Origin of the sequence: Haloplanus litoreus (assembly GCF_045690335.1) — an archaeon.
Lineage (GTDB): Archaea > Halobacteriota > Halobacteria > Halobacteriales > Haloferacaceae > Haloplanus > Haloplanus litoreus.
In genome coordinates this window covers 1,790,629-1,815,035 of sequence record NZ_CP147874.1, presented here as the reverse complement: position 1 = coordinate 1,815,035, position 24,407 = coordinate 1,790,629, and the positions used below count along the sequence as shown (strand labels likewise).

Annotated in this window: 23 protein-coding genes; 7 read left to right on the top strand and 16 right to left on the bottom strand. The window is 68.4% G+C overall.

All coding sequences use genetic code 11. The features are described 5' to 3' along the window. Window positions 1-115 precede the first annotated feature (115 nt). The 3 genes from V8686_RS09840 to V8686_RS09830 form a co-directional block, all read right to left on the bottom strand. Window positions 116-433: a transcription factor S gene (locus V8686_RS09840; RefSeq protein ID WP_379703813.1), complete on the bottom strand. Its 318-nt coding sequence runs from the start codon at window positions 431-433 to the stop codon at window positions 116-118. Between the two features lie 52 nt (window positions 434-485). Continuing rightward, window positions 486-743, bottom strand: a complete 258-nt coding sequence (locus tag V8686_RS09835; protein ID WP_379703812.1) for a DUF5789 family protein — start codon at window positions 741-743, stop codon at window positions 486-488. A 133-nt stretch (window positions 744-876) separates the two neighbouring features. After that, on the bottom strand, window positions 877-1,650 hold the full coding sequence (locus tag V8686_RS09830) for an enoyl-CoA hydratase/isomerase family protein (RefSeq protein WP_379703811.1): 774 nt from the start codon (window positions 1,648-1,650) through the stop codon (window positions 877-879). Between the two features lie 444 nt (window positions 1,651-2,094). Here V8686_RS09830 and V8686_RS09825 point away from each other — a divergent pair, with 444 nt between their 5' ends. Both V8686_RS09825 and V8686_RS09820 read left to right on the top strand, forming a co-directional pair. Beyond that, window positions 2,095-4,731 (top strand): heavy metal translocating P-type ATPase, encoded by a 2,637-nt coding sequence (locus V8686_RS09825; RefSeq protein WP_379703810.1) that lies wholly within the window; start codon window positions 2,095-2,097, stop codon window positions 4,729-4,731. A 75-nt stretch (window positions 4,732-4,806) separates the two neighbouring features. Then, entirely contained in the window at window positions 4,807-5,298 is a 492-nt protein-coding gene (locus V8686_RS09820; protein WP_379703809.1) for a DUF5797 family protein, read from the top strand. Here the strand turns inward: V8686_RS09820 and V8686_RS09815 are convergent. Both V8686_RS09815 and V8686_RS09810 read right to left on the bottom strand, forming a co-directional pair. Next, window positions 5,295-6,287, bottom strand: a complete 993-nt coding sequence (locus tag V8686_RS09815) for a DUF5787 family protein (protein ID WP_379703808.1) — start codon at window positions 6,285-6,287, stop codon at window positions 5,295-5,297. The genes V8686_RS09820 and V8686_RS09815 overlap by 4 nt on opposite strands. 49 nt (window positions 6,288-6,336) lie before the next feature. After that, window positions 6,337-6,813 carry a bis(5'-nucleosyl)-tetraphosphatase gene (locus V8686_RS09810; protein WP_379703807.1) on the bottom strand — a complete coding sequence of 159 codons (477 nt, stop codon included), beginning with the start codon at window positions 6,811-6,813 and terminating at the stop codon, window positions 6,337-6,339. A 98-nt stretch (window positions 6,814-6,911) separates the two neighbouring features. On the opposite strand from V8686_RS09810, the gene V8686_RS09805 reads away from it, so the two are divergent. Continuing rightward, window positions 6,912-7,244 carry a 30S ribosomal protein S10 gene (locus tag V8686_RS09805; protein ID WP_379703806.1) on the top strand — a complete coding sequence of 111 codons (333 nt, stop codon included), beginning with the start codon at window positions 6,912-6,914 and terminating at the stop codon, window positions 7,242-7,244. A gap of 3 nt (window positions 7,245-7,247) precedes the next feature. On the opposite strand, the gene V8686_RS09800 is transcribed toward V8686_RS09805, so the two are convergent. Together V8686_RS09800 and V8686_RS09795 are read right to left on the bottom strand one after the other, a co-directional pair. Then, on the bottom strand, window positions 7,248-7,508 hold the full coding sequence (locus V8686_RS09800; RefSeq protein WP_379703805.1) for a DUF7513 family protein: 261 nt from the start codon (window positions 7,506-7,508) through the stop codon (window positions 7,248-7,250). Next, window positions 7,505-9,043, bottom strand: a complete 1,539-nt coding sequence (locus tag V8686_RS09795; RefSeq protein ID WP_379703804.1) for a Na+/H+ antiporter NhaC family protein — start codon at window positions 9,041-9,043, stop codon at window positions 7,505-7,507. Before V8686_RS09795 ends, V8686_RS09800 begins: the two co-directional genes overlap by 4 nt. A gap of 93 nt (window positions 9,044-9,136) precedes the next feature. Between V8686_RS09795 and V8686_RS09790 the strand changes: the two genes are divergently transcribed. Beyond that, window positions 9,137-10,420: an amidohydrolase gene (locus V8686_RS09790; protein ID WP_379703803.1), complete on the top strand. Its 1,284-nt coding sequence runs from the start codon at window positions 9,137-9,139 to the stop codon at window positions 10,418-10,420. Here the strand turns inward: V8686_RS09790 and V8686_RS09785 are convergent, their stop codons facing one another. Together V8686_RS09785 and V8686_RS09780 are read right to left on the bottom strand one after the other, a co-directional pair. Next, window positions 10,421-11,782 (bottom strand): geranylgeranyl reductase family protein, encoded by a 1,362-nt coding sequence (locus V8686_RS09785; protein ID WP_379703802.1) that lies wholly within the window; start codon window positions 11,780-11,782, stop codon window positions 10,421-10,423. A gap of 102 nt (window positions 11,783-11,884) precedes the next feature. Continuing rightward, a complete protein-coding gene (locus V8686_RS09780) occupies window positions 11,885-13,267 on the bottom strand; it encodes a phosphohexomutase domain-containing protein (protein ID WP_379703801.1) in 1,383 nt (460 codons plus the stop codon). Window positions 13,268-13,349: 82 nt separating this feature from the next. On the opposite strand from V8686_RS09780, the gene V8686_RS09775 reads away from it, so the two are divergent. Beyond that, on the top strand, window positions 13,350-15,014 hold the full coding sequence (locus V8686_RS09775; protein ID WP_379703800.1) for a flippase activity-associated protein Agl23: 1,665 nt from the start codon (window positions 13,350-13,352) through the stop codon (window positions 15,012-15,014). Here V8686_RS09775 and V8686_RS09770 read toward each other — a convergent pair. The 7 genes from V8686_RS09770 to V8686_RS09740 all read right to left on the bottom strand — a co-directional run bounded on the left by V8686_RS09770 (window position 15,011) and on the right by V8686_RS09740 (window position 20,149). Then, complete coding sequence (locus tag V8686_RS09770; protein ID WP_248896880.1) at window positions 15,011-15,964, bottom strand: transcription initiation factor IIB; 954 nt, start codon at window positions 15,962-15,964, stop codon at window positions 15,011-15,013. The genes V8686_RS09775 and V8686_RS09770 overlap by 4 nt on opposite strands. A 211-nt stretch (window positions 15,965-16,175) precedes the next feature. After that, window positions 16,176-16,577 carry a helix-turn-helix domain-containing protein gene (locus V8686_RS09765; RefSeq protein WP_379703799.1) on the bottom strand — a complete coding sequence of 134 codons (402 nt, stop codon included), beginning with the start codon at window positions 16,575-16,577 and terminating at the stop codon, window positions 16,176-16,178. Between the two features lie 86 nt (window positions 16,578-16,663). Beyond that, complete coding sequence (locus V8686_RS09760) at window positions 16,664-17,653, bottom strand: sulfite exporter TauE/SafE family protein (RefSeq protein ID WP_379703798.1); 990 nt, start codon at window positions 17,651-17,653, stop codon at window positions 16,664-16,666. Between the two features lie 3 nt (window positions 17,654-17,656). Then, window positions 17,657-17,806: a DUF7512 family protein gene (locus V8686_RS09755; protein WP_379703797.1), complete on the bottom strand. Its 150-nt coding sequence runs from the start codon at window positions 17,804-17,806 to the stop codon at window positions 17,657-17,659. Between the two features lie 184 nt (window positions 17,807-17,990). Further along, complete coding sequence (locus tag V8686_RS09750) at window positions 17,991-18,461, bottom strand: YeeE/YedE family protein (RefSeq protein WP_379703796.1); 471 nt, start codon at window positions 18,459-18,461, stop codon at window positions 17,991-17,993. Beyond that, complete coding sequence (locus V8686_RS09745; RefSeq protein WP_379703795.1) at window positions 18,461-18,949, bottom strand: YeeE/YedE family protein; 489 nt, start codon at window positions 18,947-18,949, stop codon at window positions 18,461-18,463. Before V8686_RS09745 ends, V8686_RS09750 begins: the two co-directional genes overlap by 1 nt. Window positions 18,950-18,955: 6 nt before the next feature. Beyond that, entirely contained in the window at window positions 18,956-20,149 is a 1,194-nt protein-coding gene (locus tag V8686_RS09740) for an MBL fold metallo-hydrolase (RefSeq protein WP_379703794.1), read from the bottom strand. Between the two features lie 530 nt (window positions 20,150-20,679). Here V8686_RS09740 and V8686_RS09735 point away from each other — a divergent pair. Next, window positions 20,680-22,308: a type II/IV secretion system ATPase subunit gene (locus V8686_RS09735; RefSeq protein ID WP_379703793.1), complete on the top strand. Its 1,629-nt coding sequence runs from the start codon at window positions 20,680-20,682 to the stop codon at window positions 22,306-22,308. Further along, a complete protein-coding gene (locus tag V8686_RS09730) occupies window positions 22,305-24,407 on the top strand; it encodes a type II secretion system F family protein (protein WP_379703792.1) in 2,103 nt (700 codons plus the stop codon). The genes V8686_RS09735 and V8686_RS09730 overlap by 4 nt, the downstream gene beginning before the upstream one ends.

Here is a 24,407-nt window from a genome sequence, read left to right as displayed (position 1 = left end):
CTTCGGCGCGAGGTGAGACAGCAGTGCGCGTGTCACACGGGACGTGGTACGTCAGTACTGGTGAGTCACCGACACGGGACGGCGACCCGCCGGGACACGGGTACAACGAGCCGTATCAGTGGTCGTCTTCGCGCCACTTGTGTTCGCACTCGGTGCAGACGAAAAATCGCGTCTCGGACTCGTCGGCCGCGCGGATCTGTTGCATGTACCAGTAGGCCTCGTCGTTGTCACACTCCGGACAGTCGGCACTCGTCGTCGGGAGGCCGCTGGTTCCCCCGCCGGATTCGATAATCTCCGACTCCTCCTGGGCCTGTGTCGTGACCATCTCGGCTTCGGTTTCGACGTCACGTGGTTTCTCGAACCCACACTGCGTACAGACCCACATACCGTCCTCCGTCTGCATCATCGATCCACATTCGTCGCAGAACTCCATGGTGGCTCGAACCCTGACGCTCGACGGTCTTTAACCCACGGATACGCCGGGATCAGGCGTCCCCCTCGGACTGGCCCGGTTCACCCACCGCCTCCACCGGCAGCACGTTCTGGAGTTCTTCGAAGAGTTCCTCGGGGCCGTGAAAGGCGTCACTCCCGAGTTCCGAGACGAGTTCGCCGAGGTTGGCATCTCCGTCCGCGAACAGCAGAGTCACGTCGGCGAACTCCGCCGCCGCGTCGTCCCGGGTGACCGGATAGTCGAGGCGCTCGAATGCGGACTCGACTCGGCTCAGTTTCACGCGTTCGCTCATGGAGGATCGTTGGGGCCCTCGACACTTAGAGGTAGGCCCAACGACTCCGCGAGCCGAGGACTCCACCGTGATGGGCCTGAAACGAGGTCTGACGACCCCGTTCGCGGGACGGCACGGGCGCGTGGTCGGCCGTTCACTCGAACTCGGGGTCGCGCTTCTCGACGAACGCCGCCATCCCCTCGCGCTGATCCGGCGTGCCGAACAGGCCGCTCCAGGCCCGCCGCTCCACGGTGAGCCCCCCTTCGCCGCCGGTCTCGTGGTAGGCGTTGAGCGCCTCCTTCGCGGCGTAGAGCGCGTGACGGGGCTTGGCGGCGAGTTCCGCCGCCATCTCGTCGACGTGGTCGTAGAGTTCGTCGTGAGCGACCACGTCGCCGACGAGACCCTGTTCGTAGGCGTCCTGCGCGTCGAGGCGTTCGCCGAAGAAGATCAGCCGACGGGCCACCTCGTCGGGCACGAGTCGCTGGAGAAGTTGCGTGCCGCCCCACCCCGGGATGATCCCGAGGTCGATTTCGGTCTGGCCGACGACCGCGCGTTCGCTCGCCACGCGGAGGTCGCAGGCGAGGGCGAACTCGCAGCCACCACCGAAGGCGTAGCCGTTGATGGCGGCGATGGTGACGCCGGGGAACTCGGTCAGGTCGCGGACGATGGCCTGTCCGCGTTCGGCGTAGGCGAGGGCTTCGGGCGTCGTGAACTCCTTCATGTAGTCGATGTCGGCCCCGGCGATGAACGCGTCGTCGCCGGCGCCGGTGAGCACGAGGACGCGGGCCGACTGCGTCTCGGCCTCGGCGATGGCGTCGCCGATTTCGTCGAGCGTCTCGGTGTTCATCGCGTTCAGCGCGTCGGGTCGGTCGACCGTGAGACGGGCGATACCGTCGGTAACGTCGAGCGTAACGGTGTTCCAGGACACGCCCGTCCGGTAGACGGCCAGGCGGTTAATCGTTCGGGAAGGGGCGGATGCGCGGCGTCGGGTCGGGAACCACCACGCGGACCGAACGGGGTACCGCTGTGTGCCGTCCGCCCGGAAGCGAGACGGTTCGGACGCTCCCGACGGGAACGTGGTGACGCGACTCAGTGCGTCGACGCCGAGACGCCCGATATCCCGTAGCCCGTGTCGGCGTCGGCCGTCCGTTCACAGTGTCCACAGGCCACTCCCTCGACGCCGATGGTTCGCGGCATGCCGACCGGGGGGCGCACCGACCACAGCTTCCCGGTGTCGGTTCGTCGCCGCCACGGCCCGCTGCCGCTTCGACGGTGTCGTGTGTCGCTTTCGAAACGAAGGAATCCGCCCCTCTGAACCTCCGAGTTCGAAGCAGTAAACGAACTAAGTGAGTAGCCCGTAGGTCGAGACACGATGGGAGTACGCACCGCACACCTCGACATCACCGGGATGTCCTGTGCAAACTGCTCGGCGACGGTCGGGGACGCCCTGGAGACACTCGACGGCGTCTCGGCGGCGACCGTCAACTTCGCCACGGACGAGGGGACTGTCGAGTACGACCCCGACGAGGTATCGCTCGACGAAGTGATCGCGGCGGTGGCGGACGCCGGCTACGGCGTGGTCACGGAGTCGGTGACCGTCGGTATCACCGATATGTCGTGTGCGAACTGTGCGGACGCCAACGAGACGGCACTCCGGGGCGTCCCGGGCGTCGTCGACGCGGAGGTGAACTACGCGACCGACGAGGCACGGATCACATTCGTCCCGAGAGCGACCGACCGCGACGCGCTGTACGACGCCATCGAGGCGGCGGGGTACACGCCGGTTCGCGAGCGCGACGACGGAACGGGGACGGACGCCCGCGACGCCGCGCGGCGCGACGAGATCCGAACGCAGCTGCGTCTGACGGCCTTCGGCGCGGCGCTGGCGGGGCCGCTCGTCTTTTTCCTCGTGGACAAACTCCTGCTCGGCGGCGCCGTCGTCCCCGATCGGCCCTTCGGCGTCCCGCTGGGCTGGGTCGAGTTCCTACTCGCCACGCCCGTTCAAATCGTTCTCGGCCGGCCGTTCTACAGGAACTCCTACAAGGCGCTCGTGACGAACGGCCGCGCCAACATGGACGTCCTCATCGCGCTCGGGTCGACGACGGCCTACGTCTACTCCGTGGCCGTCCTCCTCGGCCTGATCGCCGGCGGGGTCTACTTCGACACGGCGGCGCTCATCCTCGTGTTCATCACCCTCGGCAACTACCTCGAAGCCCGCTCGAAGGGCCAGGCCGGGGAGGCACTCCGGAAACTCCTGGAGATGGAAGCCGAGACGGCCACCGTCGTCCGTGAGGACGGCACCGAAGAGGAAGTGCCGCTGGAGGACGTCGCCGTCGGCGACCGAATGAAGGTCCGACCGGGCGAGAGGATTCCGACCGACGGCGTCGTCGTCGAAGGGGCGAGCGCCGTCGACGAGTCGATGGTGACAGGCGAGTCCGTCCCCGTCGAGAAAGGCGACGGCGACGAGGTCATCGGCTCGACCATCAACGAGAACGGCGTCCTCGTCGTCGAAGCGACGAAGGTTGGCGAGGACACGGCGCTTCAGGGCATCGTCCGAACGGTCGAGGAGGCCCAGTCCCGCCAGCCCGACATCCAGAACCTCGCGGACCGTATCTCCGCGTACTTCGTGCCGGCCGTCATCGCCAACGCCCTCCTGTGGGCTGCCGTCTGGTACCTGTTCCCCGGGACGCTCGCCGACGCCGTGGGGTGGCTCCCGCTGTGGGGACTCGTCGCCGGCGGACCGGCCGTCGCCGGCGGGACGGTGTCGGCCTTCGAGTTCGCCGTCGTCGTCTTCGCCTCGGCCGTCCTCATCGCCTGTCCCTGTGCGCTGGGGCTGGCGACGCCCGCGGCGACGATGGTCGGGACGACCATCGGCGCCCAAAACGGCGTGCTGTTCAAGGGCGGTGACGTCCTCGAACGCGCGAAGGACGTCGATACGGTCGTCTTCGACAAGACGGGGACGCTCACGCGGGGTGAGATGGAACTGACCGACGTGGTGGCCTTCGAGAACGGACGGCCGGCCGCGGACGGGGGAGCGACGGCCGCCGACGGGGGGCAGTTGGCGGCCCCGGAGCGGCACTCGGAAGCGGACGTGCTCCGCCTCGCGGCGACGGCCGAACGCGGGAGCGAACACCCGCTGGCCCGCGCCATCGTCGAGGGAGCGCGGGCGCGCGACATCGAGATGGGCGACCCCGAGAGCTTCGAGAACGTCCCGGGACAGGGGGTACGGGCCACCGTCGACGGTGACGACGTCCTGATCGGCAACCGGAAACTGCTGGCCGACGCGGGGATCGATCCCTCGCCCGTCGCCGAGACGATGGAACGGCTGGAACGCGAGGGGAAGACGGCGATGCTCGTCGGTCGCGTGCCCGCCGGCACGGAAGGCGTGCCCGCCGGCACCACCGGTGGCGAACTCGTCGGCGTCGTCGCCAACGCCGACACGGTCAAGCCGAGCGCGAAGGAGGCGGTGAGCGCACTCCAGGCCCGCGGTGTCGACGTGATGATGATCACCGGCGACAACGAGCGCACCGCGCGCGCGGTGGCGGAACGGGTCGGCATCAGCCCGTCGAACGTCCGTGCGGAAGTGCTCCCCGAGGACAAATCGGACGCCGTCGAGGCCATCCAGAACGACGGTCGGAAGGCGATGATGGTCGGCGACGGCGTCAACGACGCGCCAGCCCTCGCCGTCGCCTACGTCGGCTGTGCCATCGGGTCGGGGACGGACGTCGCCATCGAGGCGGGGGACGTGACGCTAATGCGTGACGACCCCCTCGACGTGGTGAAGGCCATCCGCGTCTCGGACGCGACGCTCGCGAAGATCAAGCAGAACCTCGTCTGGGCGCTCGGCTACAACACCGCGATGATTCCGCTGGCGTCGCTGGGCCTCCTCCAACCGGTCCTCGCCGCGGGGGCGATGGCCTTCTCCAGCGTCTCGGTGCTGGCCAACAGCCTCCTCTTCCGCCGGTACGTGCCCGACCACGACTACCACCTCTTCGGTCGGTTCCGCTGAGGGGCGTCGCCTTCGGCGACGGGTGGGCACGGTCGAACGGAACACCGATATGGGAGACTCACGAATCGCTCGCCGATGACGCTGTCCCCGGAGGAACGAGAACGACTGGCGGATATCGTCCGCCTCCAGCCGACGAAGAACAACGAGCTACAGGAGCGCTGGGGGCTCGACAGCGGCAGCGAGGTTCACGGCTACCTGGAGGACCACCTGAGCGACTACTACTACCGCAACGACGATAGCTACATCTGTGCGACCCCCGAGGCGGCCGAACTCACCGGCGTCGAACCGGGGATGGAGGGCGACGAGGACGGCCCGCAGGTCATCCGCGTCCCGGCGCTCGAAGCACAGGTGTTCGAGGTGGTGGCGGGCCCCGAGGAGCGATCCGAGAGCGTGGTGAGCGTCCTCCAGAAGGTCCGCGAGGCGTTCGACGCGGACCCCGAAGTCGATGCCGTGCGGGAGGCGCTCCAGAGCCTGCGGCGCAAGGGCGTCGTCGAAGTCGTGTACCGGACGGTGCCCACGTTCAGGCTCGCGGTGGGGCGCGACGACATCGACGTGGAAGTCGTTTAGCGCCGCCGCTGACGCCGACGCCGGCGCGCCAACAGCCGCTGTATCCCCTTCCCGGGACCACCCTCGATTGGCCACCCGCGGGTCCGCCACGCCGGGGGTTCGGGCTGGAACTCGGGACACGACCCCGAACACTCCGCGGCCGTCTGATGACACTCCGTCGCCGCACACCAGGGGACGAGTGCCCCGGCCTCCTCGCGGAGTTCGAACCACCGACAGTCCGGGCGCATCGTCTCGACGTAGGATCGCCAGCCCGACCCGTAGGCGCGTTCGGCCAGTTCGAGGCGCTTCGCCGCCTTCTCCGGGGCCGACAGCGACGTGTCCGTCGTCGGGTCCAGCGTCGCGGGGTGCCAGGCGACCCGCGCGTCGGGACCTCCTCCCCCCTCGAAGTCGAGTACCAGAACACCGGCTTCGACGGGCAGATCCTCCAGCAGGGCCGGTTCGACCGTCTCGCTCGTCGCGGCGGTGGCGACCCACACCTCGTCGGCGAGGGCCGTCTCCACGTCGTGAGAGAGCTGGTCGCCGAGCGCCCGCGCCGCACTCGCCGAGAGGTCGGGCTTGTTCTCGACGGCGACGATCCGGCGGACCCACTCGGGGTAGGGGGCGATCCGCCGAATCTCGATCCGGTTGCCGTCGCGTCGGGTCCGGACGACGTCACGGGCCTCGGCGCGGTGGATGGCGGCGCGGACGTACCGCCATGGGTAGCCGGGATCGGGGAGCGTGTCCCGATACCACGCCCACTCGGCGGGGGCGTGACGGACGACGTGGAGGAGGTCGGCGTCGAGCGTGCGCTCTCCGAAGGCCTCGCGGGCGGCGAGACCGGCCGGGTCCGCCTCGACGACCACGGTGTCCCAGCGGCGGTTCCGGGTGCCGAGTTGGCGGGCGACGACGGGGACCGCGTCGCGTTCGCGGTCCGGGGGCCACGCGCGTTCGGCCCACCTGCAGGTGACGAGTTCGAAGCCGAACTCCGCGTCGCCGGGAGAGCCAGTCACACGCGTGGCTGGGTGGTCGCGGGGCTAAGGCGTGTCGGTGGCGGAGCGGTCAGCCGATGTAGGTCCGCTCGTCGGTGTCGGCTTCGGCCTCGGCCTCGGCCTCGGCGGCGAGTTCGTCGAGGTATTCGTGGGCCTCTTCGAGAATCTCGCGTGGGCCGTCCTGGGTGATCGTGTTGATCGCCTGCTCGTAGTCCCGCCACTGGAGGTCGCGGTGCTCGTTGGAGAGTTCGGCACTCGCCTCGAACGAGCGGGCGATGAACAGGTGGACCGTCTTGTGGATGGTGTTGCCGCCGGCCTCGAACACGTAGTCGTATTCTTCTCGAAAGCCGTCGATGAGCCGGAAATCCTCGATTCCGGCCTCCTCGGTAACCTCTCGGATCGCGGTCTGCTGAAGCTCCTCGTCCCCCTCGACCCCGCCTTTCGGGAACTCCCAGTCCCCCGGTCGGCTCTTCAGGAGCAAATACTCCCGGTGGCCACGGGTGTCGCGGAAGAGGATGGCTCCAGCACTGGTCGCTTCGACCGTCATTAGCGGCAGTAAACGGTCACGGGTTAATAGAATGTCGGACGGACCGAGCCGTGGACGGGTGCGCTTTTCAGCTTCGAGCGCGCAGTGGCGTAGTAACGATGGCGTTCGTCACCAAACTCAGTTTTCAGAGCGGCGACCGGGACGTCCTGGAGTCGCTCGTAACCGACCTGAAGCGGATGGTCGAGAGGAAAGGCGCCGAGTGCAAGGGTCCCCACTCCTCGCCGCCGGAACGGCTCACCGTCCCGCAGTATTGCACCCTCGAACCGGGCGAGCAGTTCGACCCGTGGGAGTACACCAGCTACTCCCGACGCATCGAGATTCACGGCAGCGACGAGGTGGCCCGACAGGTCGCGGATATGTCCTTCCCCGAGCGCGTCCACGTCGAAATCGAAGTCGACCGCAAGAAGCCGCTCGGCTATCGAAACGAGTAGCGGTTACGTCCCCGCCTCGACGACGCCGAGCAACTCGCCCGTGCCCGTGGCGTCGGCGTCGTCGAACGCGGTGACGCGCAGTCTGACGAGCGTGTCGCCGAGACCCCGGTCCGCGTCGGGGAGCGTGATGATCGTATCGCCGATCCGAACCTGTGCGACGCCGTTCTCGTAGCCCGTGACGAACGCGGTGAGTTCGTCACCCGCCGCGTAGGTCGGCCGGTTCGTCCGGAAGGTCCAGCCCTCGAAGAATTTGCCGAGGTTCATACCCGAGCCACCTCCTCACTCTGCCGGTCCGGAACGTACTCCAGTCCGTAGCCGGTCCACGCCGCGACGAGGAAGACGGCGACGAGGAACCAGCCGTGGAAGACGTAGGGCCAGACGGCGGCGGGGTTGGCGAGCATCGCCTCGGTGAACCAGTCGAACTGCTGGGGCAACTGGATCATCGCCGCGTAACCCGCCAGCACGCCCCCGCCCCAAGGGAAGATGTACCCCAGTGCGGACGTGTTGGCGTCGAGGATGTTGGCCCGACGGTAGCCGTTGATGTTGAACCGCTGACCGAGCGTCCGGATGAAGGGCGCGATGGCGATCTCCGCGGCCGTGTTGATCGTGATGGTGGCGTTGACGATGGCCGTCCCGATGACCATCGTCGTCTCGGCACGGCGCACGGTGGTCGCGACGTGCTCCAGCAGCCACTCCTCGATGGCGGCGAACCCGCCGCCGGCACGCATCACCTGCGCGGCGCCGACGATGAGGAGGACGAGGACGATGAGCGGGAAGAAGCCGAGCGCCCCGGTGTAGAGGCTCCCGCCGACCGTCGCCGAGGCGTCCGGTGCGATTTCGATGACGCTCCCGACGACCGGTAGACCGTCGAGCGTCGCCGCGATGCCGGATTCGGTCGTCGAGCGGAAGACGAGCATCGCCGAGGCGGGGGCGAGGCCGAGGACGAGGTTCAACACGACGGAGACGATCAGACCCCACGAGATGGCCTCGATGATGTGTCGTCCCTGTATCGCGGTGCCGATGACGACCACGATGGAGAGCAGGTGGACGAGACCCAGCGGCCCGACGCCGGCGGCGGCGTTGGCGCCGACGTCGAGTGGGTCGCCGGCCATCCGCTGACCGGCGACGAGATAGCTCGCGAGCGCCAACACCGCCGCCACGAGGGCGTACTTGAACCGCGAGGCGACGACGCCGCCGATGTCGGCGTCCTGGGTCACCGCGCTCACGATGGTGGTGTCGGAGACTGGCGCGAGGTTGTCACCGAAGACGGCGCCGGAGAGGATGGCGCCGAACAGGAGGACTGGGTCGGCACCCAGCAGGACCCCCGCCGGGAAGACGAGGCTGGTGAAAGCCACCGCGGTGCCGTAGCCGGTGCCGATGCCCGTCGCCAGCAGGGCGGCGAAGAGAAACGTGAGCGCCGGGAACAGCGCCGCGCCGACGTTGGCGGCACCGGAGGCCCACACGAGGCCGTCGACGAAGCCGCCGGCCTGGATGGTGTCGGCGAACATGCCGGCCCAGAGCCAGGCCACGACGGCGGTGGCGGCCACGCGCTGAGTCATCCCGTCGAAGATGACGTCCGCGTACGTCTTCCAGTCACCCCGCACGAACAGCATGCCGACGATGAGACCGACGAGCATGCCGATGACCAGCCCGGAGGTGTCGCCGATGCCGAGCAGTCCGCTCTGGAGGATGGCCCAGACGATGAACACCGCAAGCGGAAGCGCGCTCATCGCCCGGCCACCGTAGAACTCGATGCGTGATTCGTCTGGTGGACCATCGGGGAGTTCGGGTTCGCTCATTCCGCCAGAGGCTCGTTTTCCCCGCCGATTAAATCGTCCGAAAGCCGCCCGTCCGGGCGACCACTTATCCCGACCGACGGCCACCGATGGGGTATGAGTGCTGACGCGCCGAACTACGACGAGTTGCTCGACCTGCGACGTGACCTCCACCGACACCCCGAACCGGCGTGGCGGGAGTTCTACACCACCGCCCGTCTCGTCGACACCCTCGAGACCCGACCGCTCGACGAACTCTACGTGGGCCCCGAAGTCCTCGCGGCGGACCGCCGGGGCGTCCCCGACGACGCGGAACTCGACGAGTGGACACACCGGGCCATCGAGGCGGGCGCACGCGAGGACGTCGTCGCCCGTCTGGCGGGCGGCAACACCGGTCTCGTGGCCGTTCTCCGCCGTGGTCCCGGGCCGACCGTCGGCCTCCGCGTCGATATCGATGGCCTGCCGATCACCGAGGCGGACGGGGCGTCACACCGCCCCGCGGCCGAGGGCTTTCGTTCCGAGAACGAGGGGTTCATGCACGCCTGCGGACACGACGCCCACGCGACGGTCGGGGTGGGCGTCCTCGACGCCGTCGCCGCGAGCGACTTCGAGGGGACGCTCAAGGTGTTCTTCCAGCCGAGCGAGGAGACCGTCGCGGGCGGCGAACCGATGGCCGAGGGCGGCCACCTCGACGACGTGGACTACCTGCTCGCCCTCCACGTGGGGCTCGATCACCCGACCGGCGAGGTAGTCGCCGGCGTCGACGGCTTCCTCGCCGTGAGTCACTTCCGTGCCGAGTTCTCGGGTGCCTCCGCCCACGCGGGCGGTCACCCGGAACGCGGCCGCAACGCGGTGCAGGCGATGGCGGCGGCGATCCAGAACCTCTACGCCATCCCCCGGAACCACGACGGCGCCACCCGCGTCAACGCCGGCCTCGTCGGCGGCGGCACCGCCTCCAACATCGTCCCCGAGGAGGCGTTCATCGAGGGCGAGGTGCGCGGCGAGACGACCGAGCTGATGGAGTACGTGGACGACCACGCCCAGCGAACCCTCCGCTCGGCCGCGGAGATGCACGACTGTGAGGTCGACGTGGAGTACGAGGGGCGGGCGCCGGGCGGCGAGAGCGACGACGCGCTTGCGAGCGTGGTGTCGGCCGTCGCCGACGAGACGCGGGGCGTCGACTCCGTCCTCGCCAGCGACGACCTGGGGGGGAGCGAGGACGCGACGTATCTGATGCAGCGGGTGCAGGAACGCGGCGGGCTCGCCGCGTACGTCTGCGTGGGCACCGACCACCCGGGCGGTCACCACACGCCAACCTTCGACGTGGACGAGGAGACGGTTCGGATCGGCGTCGACGTGCTGTCGGGGGCGATTCGACGAATCGCGGCCGAACGGCCCTGACTAGTACTTTGGATCGGCGCCGGTCGTCTCGTAGATGCGATCCATGAGCGCGTCGCGGTCCGACTGCCAGGCCGACAGTTCCGCCGGCCCGGACGGGTAGGACTCGTATCGGCCCATCAGCTCCTCGGCGAGCTGTTTCGTCCGGTAGAAATCCAGGATGGTCCCCCAGTAGCCGAAGCTCTTGATCGCGCTCTTGAGCTTCAGCGCGAGACCCATGGAGGTAGAGCCGGAGTACAGCGCCTCGGCGAGTTTCTCGCCCGGGAGCGCCGCGAGCAGGCCCATCAGGTCGTCGACGTCGACGGCCGTCGAGAGCACGTTGTACACGTCCAGACCGGCGTAGCGCCCGCCGAAGTGGTCCATCACGCGCTCGTTGTACTCCCAGAGCGCCGCCTCGGTCGGGTCGTCGAGGGCGTCGACGATGGTCTCGGCGGCGTAGGTACCGGCGTAGGCCGCCCCGGCGATACCGCCGCCGGTCGTCGGATTGACGTGGCCGGCGGCGTCGCCAACGGCGACGAAGCCCGGAGCGACGGCCGAGTCGCACGGCCGCCGGGTGGGCAGTGCCGCGCCGAGTTTGTCCCTCACTTCGGCGCCCGCGAACTCGGGCCGGTTCTGCAGGTCGTTGCGGAGGTCCCGAACCAGTTTCATCGGCTCCTCCGTCATCTGGAAGCCCAAGCCGGCGTTGATGGTCGTGCTCGTCCGCGGGAAGTACCAGAGATAGCCCGCCGCCCGCTGGGTCGGCTTGAACACGAGGGCGTCGTCCCACTCCACGGGCTCGGGTACCTCGACGATTTCGCGATACGCCGAGCAGAACTGCGAGTAGGAGACGTTGGTGTCGAAGGTGGTCGACTCTAGATCCGCTTTGTCCTGCAGAATGGAGAGCGCGCCCGCGGCGTCGACGGTGACGTCGGCATCGTAGGTGACCGGATCACCCTTCCGGACGCCGCGGACGCCGGTGACGCGGGTGTCGTCCTGACACACGTCCTGTACGACGGTGTCGTAGTGGAAGTCGGCGCCGGCGCGTTCGGCGCCCTCGATGATCCGCCGGCCGTACTCGAAGCGGTCGATGACGGCCAGTTCGCCCGGGACCGGAATGTCGAGGACCGTCTCGTGGGCGGGCAGTTCGAACCGGCCGTGGTCGACGCCGGTGTTGGTGAACGACGACTCGATCTGTGACTTGGGGATGGCGTCCGGGAAGGCGTCGGCCCCTTTCAGGGCGTCGCCACACGCGATGTGGCCCGCCTCCTGCTCGTCTTTCCGCTCGACGACGACGACGTCGAGGCCGTCGTGTGCGAGGCTCGCGGCCGCGTAACATCCGGCCGTCCCCGCTCCGACGACGACGACGTCGTACTCGTGGGTGGTCATTGACGAAGTGTCGCGCCCGCGCTGGGAAAACTCTTTATTCCCGTTTCGTCGCCGGTGAGCCGACGGAACGCGCCGGCGGGCACGCTCCACTGGCGGGCGTGCTCACGACGACCCCTCGACCGCCCGTTCGATAACGGCCCGTGCGTCGGCGATCAGTTCGTCGACCGCCTCGCTCTCGGCGTAGAGACGGACGTACGGCTCGGTGCCGCTGGGCCGGACCAGCACCCACGAGCCGTCGGGACGGTCGAGTCGCACCCCGTGGGTGGTGTCGACGCTCGCCTCTGGGAACGCCTCGGGAAGCGCCGTCGCCAGGTGCTCCATCGTCGCCGCCTTCGCCGTGTCGGGACAGGGAACGCTCACCTTGCGATAGGGCCGCTCGGTCACCGGGTCGCGCAGGGCGGGGAACCCCTCGTCGGCGACGAATCGGGCGATCACCGCCGCGCTGACGACGCCGTCGATCCACCCGCCGAACGCGGGGTGGATGTGCTTCCAGGGTTCGGCCGCGAACGCCACCGTGCCGCCCGCCTCGCGCACCCGGGCGATCCCCTCGTGGAGGGCGCCGAGGGCGACACGTTCGGTCCGTCCGCCGGCCGCAGCGACACGTTCGTCGATGCGGCCGGAGGCGTTCGGCGTCGTCACCACGACCGGATCGGCCACGTCACAGGCACGGACGTACCGCTCGGCGACGATGGCGAGGACCGTATCCTCGTGGATCACCTCCCCCTCGTCGTCGACGATCACGATCCGGTCGGCGTCGCCGTCGTGACCGATCCCCAGAGCGGCGTCGCCGTCGGCGACGAACCGCCGGAGTCCCGCCAGGGAGTCGGGCGTCGGCTTGCTCCCCCGACCGGGGAAGTGGCCGTCCACGTTCGCGTGCAGGGTGACGACGTCCGCGCCGAGTTCGCGGAGGACCGCCGGCGTCGCCAGCGCCCCCATCCCGTTCGCGCAGTCGACGACCACGCGCAGGCCGCCGAGGGAGGCGCCGTACCCGCGGGCGTAGTCGACGACCGCCTCGCGGTAGTCGGAGAGCGGCGACCCCTCCCGACGGTCGCCCCAGTCGTCCCACGCGACCGGGCCCTCGGCGGCCTCGACGCGTCGCTCGACGGTTCGCTCCGCGTCGCCGTCGTACTCGACGCCGTCCAGAAAGCACTTGATGCCGTTGTCGCCGGGCGGGTTGTGCGACGCGGTGAGCATCACCCCGCGTCGTCCCCGTGAGGCGAACGCGAGCGTCGGGGTGGGTACGACGCCGATTCGGCTCACCGAGGCACCCCCCGAGAGGACGCCGGCCTCGACGGCGGCGGCGAGGCCCGCGCCCGTCGTCCGGCCGTCGCGACCGATCACCACCTCCGGTTCCCGAGACGTGGCCGGCGTCTCGGCCCCGTCCTCGGCCTCGCGGCCGACCGCCCGCCCGACTGCCACCGCGAGTTCCGGCGTCACGTCCGTCTCCACGCTGCCGCGGATGCCCGCCGTCCCGAAGAGATCCATACCCACCCTCCGGAAGCCATCGGTTTGTATCGGTCGGTGGCGGTATCGAAAGCTTCACCGGCGCCCCGGCGGATGGACCGGTATGTCAGCGGCCGAGTCGTCGGCCGGCGTCGGGACGCGGGTCGACCGCGTCGCCCTCGCCGTCGTCGCCCTCACCGTCGTCGCCCTGGCCCTGCGTCTCGTCGGCCTCGGGTCCCGGCCCTTCCACTGGGACGAGGCCCGCGTCGGGTACTGGAGCCTCCGCTTTCTCGACACCGGCGCGTTCGAGTACCGCCCCGTCGCTGGCGGTCCCTTCCTCTACGTCGTCGACCGGACCGTCTTCGCCCTCGTCGGCGCCACCGACGCCACGGCCCGCGGCGTCGTCGCCGTGGTCGGTGGTCTCGCTCCCCTCACGGCACTGCTCTTCCGTGGCCGGTCCACCGCGGGGGACGCCCCGCCGCGCTACCGACTTGACGACGCGGAGACCGTCGCCTTCGCCGGCCTCCTCGCCGTCAGTCCCGTGCTGCTCTACTACGGTCGCTTCCTCCGCGGCGACGTGCCCCTCGCCGTCTTCTCGCTCGTCGTCGTCGGCTGTGCGATCCGAATCCTGGACGGCGACGGTGCGGGCTATCGCTACCTCGGTGCCGCGGCGCTCGGCCTCGCGCTCGCGTCCTCGGCGTTCGTCGTCGGCACGCTCGTCTGTCTCCTCGCCGCGGCGGTGCTCACCGTCGATCAGCGACGACTCGTCGGCGAGGGAGCATCCGCCCGTGACCTCCTCGAACGCGCGGCCGAGCGGCTCCGTGGCTCCACCCGATCGGCGCTCGGCGCCCTCGGCATCCTGCTCGCCGTCCACCTGTTCTTTTACGCCCCCCGCGCGGACGGGTCGATCCGGCCGTCGCTCGCGACCGTCGACGCGGCGGTTCTCGGGTCGTTACGGAAGTTCTACGGCGTGCGCGTCGTCGGCCGACGACAGGGCGGCGAGCACGAACTCCTCCCGTACCTGAGCGCGCACGTCGAGACGTTACTCGCGGCGTCGGCCGTCGTCCTCGCGCTGGCGTTCGTGGGCTTTCTCGTCGACCGCTACGGCCGCGGCCCGTCGCGGCCGGTGGTCGCCTTCCACGCCTACTGGGCGGGCGTCTCGCTGCTCGTCTTCCCCATCATCACCGAGGAGAGCGCGGCGTGGCTGGCCGTCCACACCGTCGCGCCGGCGCTCGTCCCGGCGGCGGCGGGCGTCGGTCTGCTCGTCCGGTACGGATCGCGCGCCCTCGACCGCTCGGACGCGACGGGCGTCGCCGTCGCGGCGCTACTCGGACTCGCCGTGGCCGGACAGCTCGGCGTCGCCGTCGCGGGTACCGCCTACGGACCGACGAGCACCGAGAATCCGCTCGTTCACCACGCCCAGCCGGCGGATGACCTCGACCCCTTCGTCGCGGACGTCTCGGCCGCCATCGAGGGCAACGAGGGGACCGACGTGCTGTTCTACGGCACGACGTTCGTCCCCGCGGGGGAGACGAGTGTCGATCGGCCGCCCGTCGGCGTCACGTGGGGGAATCGCCTGCCGCTACCGTGGTATCTCGAACGGCTGGGTGCGGAAACCGACGGCGTCCGCGACGTCGATGGGCTGGCGGCCATCGAGCGTCCACCACCCGTGGTGGTCGCCGACGCCGGCCAGCGTTCGACGGTCGCGTCACACCTCGACGGCTACGAGACGAGTACGTATCGCCTGTCGCTCTGGAACCGAGAAGTCGTCGTGTTCGTCCGCGCCTAGCGGAAGCCCATCGCCTCGATCTGTTCCTGATACCGGTTGCGGATGGTGACCTCGGTCACCTGAGCGACGTCGGCCACCTCGCGCTGGGTCTTCTTTTCGTTGCAGAGCAGGGAGGCGGCGTAGATGGCCGCGGCGGCGAAGCCAGTGGGCGATTTGCCAGAGAGGAGTCCCTGTTCGGCAGAGACGTCGATGATCTCCGTCGCCTTCGCCTGAACCTCCTCGCTCAGTTCGAGGGCGGAGGCAAACCGCGGAACGAACTGCTTGGGGTCGACCGGCTTGAGTTCCAGTCCGAGTTCCTGAGAGATGTAGCGGTAGGTCCGACCGATCTCCTTCTGGGGAACCCGGGACACCTCGGCCACCTCGTCGAGGGAGCGGGGGATGCCCTCCTGTCGGCAGGCGGCGTAGAGCGCGGCGGTGGCGACGCCCTCGATGGAGCGGCCGCGGATGAGGTCCTCGTTGAGCGCGCGCCGATAGATGACCGACGCCACCTCCCGGACCGAGCGCGGAACCCCGAGCGCGGAGGCCATCCGGTCGATTTCCGAGAGCGCGAACTGGAGGTTGCGCTCGCCCGCGTCCTTGGTTCGGATGCGCTCTTGCCACTTCCGCAGGCGGTGCATCTGCGAACGCTTCTCGGAGGAGAGCGACCGCCCGTAGGCGTCCTTGTCCTTCCAGTCGATGGTCGTCGTCAGCCCGCGGTCGTGCATCGTCTCGGTGATCGGGGCACCCACCCGGGACTTGCTCTGTCGTTCCGAGTGGTTGAACGCCCGCCACTCCGGTCCGCGGTCGATCTGTCGTTCGTCGATGACGAGTCCACAGTCGTCACAGACGAGCTCCCCCTGATCGGCGTCCGTGACGATGTTGTCGGATCCACACTCGGGGCAGTCAACGGATTCGTCCGCTTCCTGTTCCGTTTCTTGGCTCCGCTGACGTTGGCGGCTCGGACGTTCCATTATAAGTGTCGTGGCGAACCTTTTATTTAAACCTTTGGTCGCCCCCGGTGAACTCGGCGCCGAGTCGGGGAGGGCGACGGGGTCACTCTCGACGTCGGTGCAGCGGAGGATTCGACCGGACGCCCCGTCGAAGGCCGACTCGGCCGGATTCGATGGGGGTGAGAATCACACGGCTCCGGGGTGGACGGCTGGTCGGCGGCGTGGCTCGCGGTTAGCTCTCGACCGGCCGACCCGCATCGGCGGCCTCGTATTTGGTCTCGAACTCCTGGATAAGCTGTCCCATCTTGGCGTACCAGTCGTTGAGCATACGCTGCATGTCGTCGGCGATTTTGGACGGGTCGGTCGGCGAGTAGACGTGGTAGTAGCCGCCCTGGTCGTAGTTGACCTGTTCTTTCCCGATGAAGCCCGTCTGGAGCAGTCGCTGCACGGCGCGATAGGCCGTGGACCGTTCGCGGTCCACCGCGTCCGCGATCTCGTCGACCGTCAGGGGCTCCCCGGCGTCGACGAGCGCCCGGAAACACGCCTTGTCGAGCTGTTTGAGCCCGTGGAAGCACTCCAGGAGACCTTCACACTCCATGTCCCGCTGGAGTTGTTCCGACATCGAATCCGACATGGTATCCTCTGATGGTACACGCCAGATAGTTAAAAGACTTGTGTAGAGATCGCACAATTTTGCGGCAGTTCGCGCCGCTGTCTAAGTCAGGAGGTGAGTCGTCGACACCACGAATCGCCGGAACCGGTCCGGAGCCGACAGACCGCCGAGAGGACGACGGCCCCGCTGACCAGCATCGCCGCGCCGAAGATCAACGCGATGCTGACCGTCTCGAGGGCGGGCACGTCGTGGATCGTCCCGACCCGTTTGGCGGCGACGGCGAGGCTCCCCGCGAGAAGCATCGCCGCGAAGAAGCCCTTGATCTCGTCGTCGTCGACGAACTGGGTGGCACCGGCGCCGATGCGGGCGCCCAGCGCGCTCCCGAGGAGGAGCGTCGCCACGACCGGCAGGTCGACCAGTCCGTCCTGTGCGTAGACGAAGGCGCCGAAGGCGCCGGAGATGGTGATCTGGAGGATATCCGTCCCGACGGCGACGGCCGCGGGGACGCCGATGCCGTACATCATCGCGGGCATCAGGAGGAATCCCCCGCCGACGCCGAGGAACCCGGAGAGTGTGCCGACGATCAGTCCGAGTCCGAACACGAGGGTCGCGGAGACACGCACGTCACCCCGAAACGTGACCATCGGCGGGAGTTCGACGGCCTGGACCCGAGCGGAGAGGTCGACCCCCGTGGAGTCGTCGTCGGATCGGGCGTCGCGGAGGGTCACGAGGCCGACGGCGGCCAACAGTCCCACGTAGAGACCGCCGATGACCGAATCGGCCGAGCCGGTGGCGTGGAGGAAGTCCACGCCGCGTTTTCCCGCCTCGATGCCCAGGGTCATCGCGACGGTCACCAGCACGGCGAGCGTGTAGTCGACCTGGCCGTGGTCGCGGTGGCGGAGTGCGCCGATGACGCTGGTGCCGAACACGAAAGCCAGACCGCTCCCGACGGCGACGCGAGACGGGTAGCCGAGTACCAGAAGCGCCGGCGTGACGAGGAACGAGCCACCCATGCCGAAGAACCCGAACAGGATGCCGACGAGGAGACCGAACCCGACGAACAGCGCGAGCAGCGCCGGCCCCAGTCCGAACACCATCGGCTACTCGTCCCCGAGAATCCGCCGCACTCCCGGCGCGAGCGCGTGGGTCACCACACCGTACCCGGCGTAGAGCGCCATGGACTCCACGAGTACGGCCCCCACGAGAACCGCCGCCCGCGCCGTCCCGGGCAACGTCGAGACGTCGATCATCGTGTCCCGCCGCTCGGTCGTGTGGGGCGCAAACTATTCTGCACACGTCCGTGTAGTCGGGCTGTTCGTATTAACGCTTTTGGGACTACCACACAATACTATTTCGGCGAGATAGCCATAACGTATCGAAAATCGATCCGACCGACGACGGGGAAGTGTCGGAACACCGAGTCGAGCGTCGACCTCAGTCGCCGCCAGTCGGACTGGGAGCGACATCGGTCGACCGACTCCGCCAGCGGCCCTGGAGATAGGCGCCGAGGAACATGCCACCGATGGCCCAGAGGATGGAGAGGTTGCCGACGCCGAGACTGGCGTAGCCGGCGCCGGGACAGACGCCCGACAGGCCCCAGCCGACGCCGAAGATGGCGCCGCCGACGAGGACGTTGCGGTCGAACGACTTCAGTCGGCGTTCGAAGCGGTCGCCCGTGAGCGGCGCCCGGGACAGCACGCGGGGAGCGAGGGCGTACACGACACCCGTGACCGCCGCGGCGCCGAACAACACGAACAGGAGGCCGAAGTCCTCGAACAGGAGGAACTCGAGGACGACTTCGGGGCGGGCCATGTGGCTGTAGGCCAGGCCGAACCCGAACAGGAGTCCACCGACCAGCACCACCGGGACGAACAGCGGATGCCGGTCGTCGGGGGCGCCGGCCATCAGCCGCCCACCCCCAGCGCGGCCACCAGATTGGCAGTCCCGATGGCGACGAGCAGGAACGTCACGACGCCGACGAGCGACGTCTTCGACGCCGAACCGACCCCGCAGACACCGTGACCGGAGGTACAGCCCTTGCCGAGGCGGGTGCCGATCCCGACGAGGACGCCGCCGGCGAGGAGTCGCCAGGGCCGCACGCTCGTCGACCACGTCCCGCCCTGGTAGACGACGGCGTAGACGGCGGCGCCGAGGACGATACCGAGCGTGAAGACGAGTCGCCAGTCGCGGGAGGCGACGTACCGCTGGAATCGCGACTGGCCGGAGACGTAGGACAGTGTCGACTCGAGGAACGTGCTCGCACCGGCGCTGATGCCCGTCCCGAGGTAGACGACGGCAGCACCGAGGCCGACGAAGAGGCCGCCGACGGCGTACCGGGTCCAGCCGTTCGGGAAGGAATCGACGACGGGAACGAGCGCGGCCGGATCGATCACGAGCGATCAGTCACCGGCGAGCGATCCCTGGCTCGCGGCGCAGTTGTTGGGACCGAGTTCGAGTCCGAACGCCTCGTCGTCGTCGACGGAGTGTCGGCCGAGGTTCGTCGCGATGATGTCCTCGTAGTTCGCGGGACGGGGCGGCATGTCGGCGAGGACGAGGTCCACGAAGGCGTCCTCGTCCACGCCGAGCGCGTCCATGCGCTCGGTCAGCGCCGCGAGCGGCGCCGTGTAGGTGCCGTCCGTGGCCGGTTCGGCGGCGTCGCTGACGTGTGCTCCACCGACCAGCGTCTCGCCGGGGAGAGGGAGGATCCGCTCCTGGAGCGACTCGTAGAGGGTCCGTGCCGCGTCGGGGGCGCCCTCGTCGCCTCCCTCGAGATCGGGGCGGGCGACGCTCTCGACGAACAGGCCGTCTCCAGTGGCGAGGAAGCTCTCGTCGACGAGATACGAGGTCATACCGGAGGTGTGACCGGGCGTGTACACCGCCTCGATAACCGCCTCGCCGACGCGGAACTCGTCGCCGTCGGCGGCGAGGGTCACCGCGTCCGCGTAGGTCACGCCGCGGTCGGCGGCCGCCGCGGGAACGACGCCCTCGACGCCGGCCCCGACGAGCGAGCGGACGCCGGAGACGTGATCGGCGTGGATGTGTGTATCCAGGGCGTACTGCAGGTCGGCGCCCCGGGCCGCGGCGTCGTCGAGGTAACGGTCAGTGAACGCACGGAGCGGGTCGATTACCGCGGCCTCGTCCCCGTCGACGAGGAGGTACCCGAGACAACCCGAGGATGGACGCTGGTACTGATAGAGGGTCCCCGCCCCCTCGTAGCGGGTGACGTCGACGGCCTCGTAGATGCGCGCCCAGCCGTTCATCCCGTCTTCGAGTTGGGTGACCTCGTAGCCGCGCTCGGCGAGTTCGCCGGCAACGAAAGCGCTGGCGATACCCTGCGCACACAGCACCACGACTTCGCGGTCGGCGGGGATCGCGTCGAGCACCTCGCCGTCGACGTCACCCTCGAGGAACTCGAAGAACGGCACGTTGATCGCGTCGACGGCTTCGCCGCCGATATGCCACTCGTCGTAGTCCGACGGCCTGCGAACGTCGAGAATCGTCACCGCCCCATCCCCGTCGATGCGCTCTTTCAGCGCGTCGGGGGCGACTGCCTCCACCTCGACGGCCGGTTCCGGGAAGTCTTCGGGGTTCATTTCGTACCCGATTCGTACCGGCGCCGCGCACATAAGGATTCTCATAGTTGTTCCCATATTTTGCAAGACTACGCCGAGAAAGTCGGGGAATAACCGCAATCGACCGGGCTCGTTCCGTTCGATCGATCCCATCCTGCCGCCATTACTTTGGAGTATACCCAATAGCAAACAACCGAAACACGTTCTAAATAATATTTCTTTTTATTTGCAATATCAATTCCTCGGGGTCCCGGCAGTCGGCGGCGGCGGTGTGAGGCCGTTGCCCACCGTGCCGTGACCATCGTCTCGGTTCGCCCCTCGCTGGGCGTTCGCGTCGGCCGGAACCAGAACGATAGGCGCCGCTGTGAGTCGTCGCACGCCGAACGCAGTCGTGGGGTCCGGTGTGCGAACCGCTCCAGACGCGACCCGACTGTGACACCGGAGCTCGGTCGTCGACGACCATCCCCGCCAGCCCCGGCCGTCGCCGATTATTACGTCCGATTCCGTCGGGCGCACGTTTAAGACGGTCCCTCGCAAAGCGCCCACGAACGATGTCAGGGGACGCGGCGTCGGGAACCGGCGGGACGCTCGGCGAACTCCGGCGACGGCTCGTCAGGACCTACGAGATGCTCCGCGGGTCGGCCGTCGACGCCCGCCCGTTTCGTCCCGACGAAGACGGACCGCTCGGGAGTTTCGACCTACCACCGAGCCACGAGGAACTCGACCGGTACTGGGTGAACGCCCCCTTCGCCTACGTCGTCGTCACGCGCGACACCGAGGAGAGTGAGGACAACTATCACGTGGTCGAACCCGACCTGGACGCCTTCGAGGGGACGCTCCTCGACCGGATCCGCGAGGATATCCGGGATCCGCTCCTGTTCCGAACCGACGAGGGGCCGACCGACGAGTCGGTGCTCGAAGCCGAACTGGAGTCGCTACTGGAGGAGTACGGCGTCGACGTCGACATGCACACCTTCCACAAACTGCGCTACTACCTGGTTCGGGACTTCGACGGGTTCGGCCGCCTCGACCCCCTGATGCACGACCACCACATCGAGGACGTGTCGTGTGACGGCTACGACCTCCCCATCTTCGTCTACCACGACCAGTACACCGACGTGGAGACGAACGTCGTCTTCGAGGACCCCGACGAACTCGACAACTACGTCGTCAGACTCGCCCAGCAGTCGGGGCGCCACATCAGCGTCGGCGACCCCGTCGTCGGGACGACGCTCCCGGACGGCTCCCGCGTCGAACTCGCCCTCGGTGAGGAGGTGACCCCTCGCGGATCGGCCTTTACCATCCGCCAGTACGCCGACGATCCGTTCACGCCGATCGACCTCATCGAGTACGGGACCTTCAACGTCGAACAGATGGCGTACCTGTGGCTCGCCATCGAGAACAACAAGTCCCTCATCTTCGCCGGCGGCACGGCGTCGGGGAAGACCACCTCGATGAACGCGGTGTCGATGTTCGTCCCCCCGCGCTCGAAAGTGCTCTCTATCGAGGACACCCGCGAACTGTCGCTGTACCACGACAACTGGCTCTCCAGTGTCACCCGCGAGCGCCTCCACGAGGGCGCCGACATCGACATGTACGACCTGTTGCGCTCGGCGCTTCGCCACCGCCCCGAGTACATCATCGTCGGCGAGGTTCGTGGCGACGAGGCGGTGACCCTGTTCCAGGCGATGAACACCGGCCACACGACGTTCTCGACGATGCACGCCGACAGCATCGAGACGGTGATCAACCGCTTGGAGAACGAACCGATCAACGTGCCCCGGGCGATGATCCAGTCGCTCGACCTGCTCTGTGTCCAGCGACTCACCCGCCTCGGCGGCGAGCGGGTGCGCCGATCCAACGCCATCAGCGAAGTCGGCGGCATCGACCAGCGGACCGGCGAACTCGATTACTCCAACGCCTTCACCTGGGACGCCGACACGGACACCTTCGACAGCCAGGATAGCTCGCTCCTCGACGAGATTCAGGACGACCGGGGCTGGTCGCGCACGCGCCTGCTCGAAGAACTCCGCGACCGCCGGCGCTTCCTCACCGCCCTCCGGGAACAGGGGATCACCGACTACCGACAGTTCACCGCCCTCGTCAACGAGTACTACGCCGACTCGGACCGGGTGCTCGAACGGATCGACGAACTGGAGGGGTCGGGAGCCGACGCGTGATCGCTCACCTACTTCCCCTCGTCCTCGTAGCCGTCCTCACACTGCCCGTGGTGCTCTCGCCCGTGAGCCGCCGGGCGGATCTACTCGTCTCCCGCCTGGCCGTGCCCCTCTTCGGCGACTACGTGACACGGAGTTCCAGACGCTCATGGCAGGTCCGTCGACTGCGGGCGACCCACGTCGGCACCACCCACCGAGTGTTCGCCTCCCGGACGCTGTTCGTCAGCGGCCTCGCCGGCGTCGTCGGCGCCATCCTCGGCGTCTACGGTGCCGTCTGGCTGGTGGACCTGTTCTCGATCAGCCGGAGCGCCATCCTCGGCGTCGTCCCGCCGCCGCTCTCCTTTCTCGCCGGACTGACGCGCCTGCAAGATCTGACGTTGCTCGGCCTGTTCGTCCTCTTCCTGTTTTTCGGTGCCACGCTGGGGACGGTGCTCGCCCTCGGGACCTACTGGGCACGGTGGGCGTACCTCGACCAGTTGGCGGGAGCCCGAGCGAGCGAGATCGAGGCGACGCTTCCCCGTACCATCGCTTTCGTCTACGCGCTCTCGCGGAGCGGGATGCCCTTCCCGAGCGTGCTGGATACGCTCGCCGACAACGACGACGTCTACGGCGAGGCAGCCCGCGAAGTCGGAGTGACCGTACGCGACATGGACACCTTCTCGACGGACATCCTGACCGCGCTCCGCCACACCGCGGATCGGACACCGAGCGAGGGACTGGAGGAGTTCGCGGACAACCTCTCTAGTGTCCTCGGCAGCGGTCGAAATCTCTCGTCGTTCCTCCGCGAGCAGTACGAACGCTACCAAGAGGAGGCGGAGGCCCAACAACAGCAGTATCTCGAACTCGTCTCCACGTTCGCGGAGGTGTACGTGACCGTCCTGGTCGCGGGGCCGCTCTTTCTGATCACGGTCCTCGTCGTCATCGGACTCGTCATCGAGGATACGCTCACCATCGTCCGGATCGTCGGCTACGCCGGTATCCCGCTGGCCTCGGCCGCCTTCGTCGTCTACATCGACAGCCTCACCCAACACGACACCGCGCTGACCGACGTCGGCCGCGACGCGGCGACCAGCAACCGTCGATCCGGCGGTGACGACGCGGCGGACGGGACGTCGCTCCCGCTCTCCGACGGCGGCGCGATCGCCGAGGCCCAACGACGCAACGCTGAGCGACTGGCGGCCTACGACCGCCTCCGAACGCTCCGGGGGTGGGCGCGAAACCCCGTGCGGAGCGTCCTCGAACGCCCGTGGATCAGTTTCGTGGTGACCGTTCCGCTCGGCGTCGGTTGGGTGCTCTTTCGGTCGGTCCCGATTCCGCTCGGCCCGTCCGCGCTCGGTACCCTCGACCAACCCGTCGTCGAGGCGTCGGTGTTCGTCATGGTCGTCTTCGCCCTCCTTCACGAGACGCACAAGCGGCGGGTCCGGCGCCTCGAACGCGCCGTGCCGGACTTCCTCGACCGCCTGGCCAGCGTCAACGAGGCGGGAATGACCATCGTCGAGAGCATCGAACGTGTCGCCGGCACCGATCTCGGCGGCCTCGAAGACGAGGTGGACCGCACCTGGCAGGACATCCGATGGGGGGCCGACGCCGGGGACGCCCTCCGTCGACTCGCCGTTCGGACCCGTGTCCGAATGGTCTCGCAGGCGGTTACCCTCATCACCAACGCCATGAGCGCGAGCGGCGACATCGCGCCGGTGCTTCGCATCGCCGCCGACGAGGCCCAGGAGACGCGACGCCTGCGCCGCGAGCGTCGACAGGAGATGCTCACGTACATCCTCGTCATCTACATCTCGGTGTTCGTCTTCCTCGGCATCATCGCCGCGCTGACCGTCGCGTTCATCCCCGCGGTCCAGGAGGCGACGGGCACCACGGCGACGGCGCCGACGAACGCCCCTAACGTGGGTCTGACGGGAGCGTTCACCGGCGCGGACGTGGACACCGGTGCCTACGAACTGCTCTTTTTCCACATCTCCGCCATCCAGGCGGTCTGTTCGGGGATGATCGCCGGCCAACTCGCCGAGGGCGGCATCGCGGACGGCGCCAAACACGCGGCCGGGTTGCTCACGCTGACCTACCTGATGTTCGCGTTCGTCCTGCTCTGA

Coding starts and splice junctions, on each gene's coding strand:
- V8686_RS09800 (WP_379703805.1), bottom strand. CDS start 7,508: ATGAACCTCGGCAAATTCTTCGAGGGCTGGACCTTCCGGACGAACCGG.
- V8686_RS09805 (WP_379703806.1), top strand. CDS start 6,912: ATGGCGTTCGTCACCAAACTCAGTTTTCAGAGCGGCGACCGGGACGTC.
- V8686_RS09780 (WP_379703801.1), bottom strand. CDS start 13,267: ATGGATCTCTTCGGGACGGCGGGCATCCGCGGCAGCGTGGAGACGGAC.
- V8686_RS09775 (WP_379703800.1), top strand. CDS start 13,350: ATGTCAGCGGCCGAGTCGTCGGCCGGCGTCGGGACGCGGGTCGACCGC.
- V8686_RS09840 (WP_379703813.1), bottom strand. CDS start 433: ATGGAGTTCTGCGACGAATGTGGATCGATGATGCAGACGGAGGACGGT.
- V8686_RS09735 (WP_379703793.1), top strand. CDS start 20,680: ATGTCAGGGGACGCGGCGTCGGGAACCGGCGGGACGCTCGGCGAACTC.
- V8686_RS09770 (WP_248896880.1), bottom strand. CDS start 15,964: ATGGAACGTCCGAGCCGCCAACGTCAGCGGAGCCAAGAAACGGAACAG.
- V8686_RS09760 (WP_379703798.1), bottom strand. CDS start 17,653: ATGGTGTTCGGACTGGGGCCGGCGCTGCTCGCGCTGTTCGTCGGGTTC.
- V8686_RS09750 (WP_379703796.1), bottom strand. CDS start 18,461: ATGGCCGGCGCCCCCGACGACCGGCATCCGCTGTTCGTCCCGGTGGTG.
- V8686_RS09785 (WP_379703802.1), bottom strand. CDS start 11,782: ATGACCACCCACGAGTACGACGTCGTCGTCGTCGGAGCGGGGACGGCC.
- V8686_RS09765 (WP_379703799.1), bottom strand. CDS start 16,577: ATGTCGGATTCGATGTCGGAACAACTCCAGCGGGACATGGAGTGTGAA.
- V8686_RS09820 (WP_379703809.1), top strand. CDS start 4,807: ATGACGCTGTCCCCGGAGGAACGAGAACGACTGGCGGATATCGTCCGC.
- V8686_RS09835 (WP_379703812.1), bottom strand. CDS start 743: ATGAGCGAACGCGTGAAACTGAGCCGAGTCGAGTCCGCATTCGAGCGC.
- V8686_RS09755 (WP_379703797.1), bottom strand. CDS start 17,806: ATGATCGACGTCTCGACGTTGCCCGGGACGGCGCGGGCGGCGGTTCTC.
- V8686_RS09740 (WP_379703794.1), bottom strand. CDS start 20,149: ATGAACCCCGAAGACTTCCCGGAACCGGCCGTCGAGGTGGAGGCAGTC.
- V8686_RS09790 (WP_379703803.1), top strand. CDS start 9,137: ATGAGTGCTGACGCGCCGAACTACGACGAGTTGCTCGACCTGCGACGT.
- V8686_RS09795 (WP_379703804.1), bottom strand. CDS start 9,043: ATGAGCGAACCCGAACTCCCCGATGGTCCACCAGACGAATCACGCATC.
- V8686_RS09825 (WP_379703810.1), top strand. CDS start 2,095: ATGGGAGTACGCACCGCACACCTCGACATCACCGGGATGTCCTGTGCA.
- V8686_RS09810 (WP_379703807.1), bottom strand. CDS start 6,813: ATGACGGTCGAAGCGACCAGTGCTGGAGCCATCCTCTTCCGCGACACC.